4 protein-coding genes are annotated in these 3,944 nt (G+C 62.9%); all 4 read right to left on the bottom strand.

The genetic code is table 11. The annotated features are described in order from the left end of the window. Window positions 1-495: 495 nt before the first annotated feature. The 4 genes from FJ417_RS32910 to FJ417_RS32895 are packed head-to-tail and all read right to left on the bottom strand — an operon-like array spanning window position 496 to window position 3,600. Entirely contained in the window at window positions 496-2,271 is a 1,776-nt protein-coding gene (locus FJ417_RS32910) for a tetratricopeptide repeat protein (protein ID WP_140786333.1), read from the bottom strand. A 10-nt stretch (window positions 2,272-2,281) separates the two neighbouring features. Next, window positions 2,282-2,536 (bottom strand): hypothetical protein, encoded by a 255-nt coding sequence (locus tag FJ417_RS32905; protein ID WP_140659456.1) that lies wholly within the window; start codon window positions 2,534-2,536, stop codon window positions 2,282-2,284. 42 nt (window positions 2,537-2,578) lie between these two features. Continuing rightward, a complete protein-coding gene (locus tag FJ417_RS32900; protein ID WP_140659457.1) occupies window positions 2,579-2,995 on the bottom strand; it encodes a DUF1284 domain-containing protein in 417 nt (138 codons plus the stop codon). Next, complete coding sequence (locus tag FJ417_RS32895) at window positions 2,992-3,600, bottom strand: biotin transporter BioY (RefSeq protein WP_140786332.1); 609 nt, start codon at window positions 3,598-3,600, stop codon at window positions 2,992-2,994. The genes FJ417_RS32900 and FJ417_RS32895 overlap by 4 nt, the downstream gene beginning before the upstream one ends. Window positions 3,601-3,944 lie beyond the last annotated feature (344 nt).

The following is a 3,944-nucleotide window of genomic DNA, read 5'->3' as shown; positions in this document are numbered from 1 at the left end:
GCCAACTTCATGGGCTTCGTCAAACTCGCCGCTATCGCCATCTGGCTCAAATAGTTAAATCGTCACCACCGCCTAGCTTCTCGACACAGGGATTTTGAAAGTCGCCATTTGTCGACGGGCAAGATTTTGGCCGGTCACTTCCGTGAAATCGGCACAAACGCTGAGGATTGGCTGAAGCCTCCCCAACCTCGTCATTCCAGGGCGGAGCAGCCGCGAAGCGGCGTCGCTGAGACCCTGGAATCCATTCCGCGACCCTGATCAAGGAATGCAGCGGAGCAGAATTCTGCACCGCGGCAGCGCTCGGAAGTCACGGAATGGATCCTCGGGTCTGCGCGCGTCGCTTCGCTCCTTGCTCCGCCCGTGGATGACGACGGAGTGGGTATTTCGACCGATCTCCAAAGCATGCCGCCTGCCAACGCCTAAGCTCGGCAGACGCCGAGCTAAAATAAAAACGGGGCTCGACGAGCCCCGTTTTCTTGAACGCTGGCGAGCGGGCTAGCCTTTCGGCGCGGGCGTCGGCTCCGGCTTCACCTTCGGGGTTTCCTGCGCGGTGTTGGATTCGATCGGCGGCAGGCCCTTGAGCAGCTTCTGCTGAAGGGTGGCGAGCACATCCGGATCCGGCTTCAGGTCACGCGCCTGGGTCCACTGATAGGTGGCCTCGAGCTTGCGGCCGACGCGCCAGTAAGCGTCGCCGAGATGGTCGTTGAGGACCGGATCCTCCGGCTTCAGCGAGACGGCGCGCTCCATCTCGCGCACGGCGTCGTCGAAGCGACCCATGCGGAAATAGGCCCAACCAAGCGAATCGACGATGTAGCCGTCATTCGGCCGCAGATCCACGGCCTTCTGGATCATCGCCAGGCCTTCCTTGAGGTTCATGTTCATGTCGACCCAGGAATAGCCGAGATAGTTCATGACCTGCGGCTGGTCGGGCTGCAACTCCAGCGCCTTGCGGAAGTTCGGCTCCGCCTTCGGCCATTCCTTCAGCCGCTCATAAGCGATGCCGCGCTGGTAGAAGATGTTCCAGTTGGCGGCGGTCGGCGTCTTCAACTGCTCGACGGCCTTGTCGTAGAGATTGGCGGCCGAGCGGAAATCTTCCTTCGAGCCATAGACGCCGCCAAGCGCCAGATAGGCGCGCATGTCCTCCGGATGCTTGTCGAGATAGGCCTTGAGGTGGGAAATCGCTTCGTCATGCTTGTCGAGATCGGCAAGGTTGAGGCCGATCTGCAGGTCGGAGAGCTCTTTGAGCGGCGAGGACGCCGGAATACGGCGGTATAGCGCGACCGCGCCTTCGCCGTCCTTGAGCTGCTCGGCAACGGCGGCAAGCTGCACCAGGGCCGCGTCGCTGTCGGGCTTCAGCGCCAGCGCATATTGCAGGTAAAGCCGCACGAAAGGTTCGCCGCCGCCGCGGTTGAGCGCGGTGGCAAGGTCGAGCAGGATTTCGGACGCGCCGTCGGCCGGGCCGGCCACCAGCGGCTCGATCTTGTCGCCCTTGGCGATGCGGTCGCGCAACGTGGTGATTTCGAGCTTGCCCGGCGCGAAGGCCTCGGCCTGGTTCAACACCGCCAGCGCCTTCGACTTGTCACCCTTGCGGGCGAGGAACGAGGCATAGGCCTGCGCATTGCGCATCCAGGTTTCGGGCGCGGAGCCGCCGGCCGTGGTATCGGCCAGGGTGGCGGCGTAGAGTTCATCGGCCTTGTCGTTCAGGCCGGCAGCGTCAGCGATCAGCGCGCGGTGGAACGATTTGAACAGGCCGAACCAGTCCGGGCCCTTGAGCTTGTCGACGGAATCCATGGCCTCGGACGCGTTGCCGGCGCCTTCCTTGGCCCAGCCGTCCATCACGCCGGAAAGCAGCCGGTCGAGATCGGATTCGAGCGAGAGCTTCAACCAGTACTGCGCCTTGGCGTAGTCCTTCTTGTGGAAGGAATCGATGGCCAACGCGAGGCGCGAGAAGCGCTCGACATCCGGCACTTCCTTCAGCTTGTCTGCGTAGACCAGCGATTCCTCGAAGCGGCCTTGCGCGACCAGAGCCAGCATCAAGCTCTGCTGCAGATCCTTGTCGTCCGGCGCAAAGGCCAGCGCCTGCTTGTAATAAGCGATCGCGTCGTCGAGGTCGTTGTCGCTTTCTGCGATATGAGCCGCGAGATACGCGCCCGAGAAAGACGTGATCTGGAGCGGTTGGGCATCTTCCTTGGCTTGGACCGGCAGCACCCAAAGCGCCACACCGGTCAAAAATGCCAGCCTCGTCAGCCAGCGCGCACGTCCTTGCCGCATCGTATCCCTTTCAGCCAGATGCGATCCCGCCCTTGGAGGACCGCCCACAGACTCGATCTTTTCGGGTCAAAGCATGGCCTTTTTGGGGTCGGGCTTCAATCGCCAAGCGAATCACAATGCAATCATCCGGCTTAAAAAACGATGCCGCGCCACCGAAAAATCCCGCGCGGAGGCCCGGGATGCCCATATGCCGGCATCGGGCTGCCTGGATCAGGATGACGTTGCGTTGAATCGCCATCCTGATCCAGTTCTTTTGTTGGAGCATGATCTTTTCCGAAAACCGCGGCCCACTTTTCGGGATCATGCTCTAAAGACGCGTGTCGCTGAATCCGCCGGCGGCAACCGCGTCGCACAGGCCGGACCATTCGCAGCCCGAGCACGCCTGGCGCGTCAGGCCGCCGGAAAAAGCCTTGCGCATCCCTGCCAGCCTGGAAGCATCCAGCACCAACCGGTCGCCGTCCTCGATCGGCTGGCCGAGGAAAGCCCCCACGTCGCGCGCGGCGAGCCCGTCCCGCTCAGCGGCGCTTTGGCGCAGGCAATGCGGCTCCGGTTCGCCGAGCAGCGGTGCGCAGATGTCGTCCGGACCGGAAACGATCACCACCCCCTCGCCCTCGCCCAGCCGCTTCACCACCTTGTCGTAGTTGGCGGTGAAGGCCGGCGAGTAGCCCTTGCCGACATAGGTCAGCAGGCAGAGCAGGTGATGGGCGCGCAGCCTGACGGTCATCGCGTCCCGGACGAGCGGTCGCGCTGTTCCGCCCGATAGGTGGAAAAGAGCTTCAGCGTCGCCGCGCCCAGCGCCGACTTGAGCAGGCCGCCGACAATGAAGGGCAGGAAGCCGAAGGTGATGGCCTTCTCGGCGCCGATCATGACGGCGAGCCAGGCGGTGCCGAGAACCAGGCAAAGCAAGTTGCCGATGAGCATGGCGGCGAAGGCCAGCATGACGCGGTTGCCGTTCCAGCCGCGTTCGGCCAGCCAACCGACAAAGGCGCCGACGACCGGGAAGGCGAAGAGATAGCCGCCGGTCGGACCGACGAAATGCTGAATGCCGGCCGCCCCGCCCGCCAGCACGGGAAATCCTGCCGCGCCTTCGACCAGCCAGGCGGCAATGGTGAGCGCGCCGAAGCGCCAGCCGTAGAGCGCGCCGACCAGGGTGACGGCGAAAGTCTGCATGGTCACCGGCACCGGCACCATCGGCACCTCGATATAGGAGGACAGCGCCAGGAACAGCGAGCCAAGAATGACGGCGCCGATCTGCCAGGCGAGCGAACGGCTGTGCAGCCGCAGTGGGCTGAAGGAGGGTTTTTGGGCCGAAACGGCTGCGTTGGTCACGATGTCTTCCTTGGCTTGCGTGAAATTATAGATAATTTTTGAACTTCATCTATTATTGAATCCATATTTTGAAACGAATGGCAAGCGCCTGCCCTCGAACTCGTCATTCCAGGGCGGAGCAAGGGAGCGAAGCGACGCGCGCAGACCCTGGAATCCATGTCGTTACGCGGGCCGAAGAATGCAGCGGTGCAGAAGGCGACTGTCTACTCCGGTACCGGTGCCATTGTCTGGATCGCCTCGAAGCTCTTAGGTCACGGAATGGATTCTAGGGTCTGCGCGCGTCGCTTCGCTCCTTGCTCCGCCCTAGAATGACGACCGCGTGAAGGTCGAGCCAACGTCACCCC

The sequence above is a fragment of the Mesorhizobium sp. B3-1-7 genome, assembly GCF_006439385.1.
In the GTDB taxonomy this organism is placed as follows: domain Bacteria; phylum Pseudomonadota; class Alphaproteobacteria; order Rhizobiales; family Rhizobiaceae; genus Mesorhizobium.
This window is presented reverse-complemented; position numbering and strand designations above follow the sequence as displayed.